This window comes from Aequorivita vitellina (assembly GCF_022008365.1).
Lineage (GTDB): Bacteria > Bacteroidota > Bacteroidia > Flavobacteriales > Flavobacteriaceae > Aequorivita > Aequorivita vitellina.
The window spans coordinates 1-602 of record NZ_JAIRBA010000127.1 but is presented as its reverse complement, the minus strand read 5'-3'; the positions used below and the strand labels follow the sequence as shown (position 1 = coordinate 602).

The window sequence follows — 602 nt, the reverse complement described above, 5'->3', positions numbered from 1 at the left end:
TTGTCAATTGTCGTGGTTGCGATTCCGCAGGCATCGGTGCTTCCAGCGTCAATATCGCCAACGGTGATGCTGGCGTTTCCGGTGGCATCCAATTGAATCGTAAACGGTGCGGCACAGTTTGCTACTGGTGCTACGTTGTCTTCAACGGTTACAACTGTTGTACAGGTTGAAGTATTTCCGTTTACATCGGTTACGGTTAAGGTAATTGTGTTTGGACCTACATCTGCACAAGTGAATGTTGACTTATCTATTGTCGTGGTTGCGATTCCACAGGCATCGGTGCTTCCAGCGTCAATATCGCCAACAGTGATGCTTGCGTTTCCAGTTGCATCCAATTGAAGCGTAAATGGAGCGGCGCAGTTTGCTACTGGGGCTACGTTGTCTTCAACGGTTACAACTGTTGTACAGGTTGACACGTTTCCATTTACATCGGTTACGGTTAAGGTAATCGTGTTTGGACCTACATCTGCACAAGTGAAAGTTGACTTATCTATTGTAGTTGTTGCTATTCCGCAGGCATCGGTGCTTCCAGCGTCAATATCGCCAACGGTGATACTTGCGTTTCCGGTTGCATCTAATTGAATCGTAAACGGTGCAGCACA

Annotated in this window: 1 pseudogene; it reads right to left on the bottom strand. The window is 47.2% G+C overall.

Going from position 1 to position 602, the window contains the following annotated elements:
* Positions 1 to 602: pseudogene (locus K8089_RS16275) on the bottom strand (hypothetical protein); the annotation flags it as partial.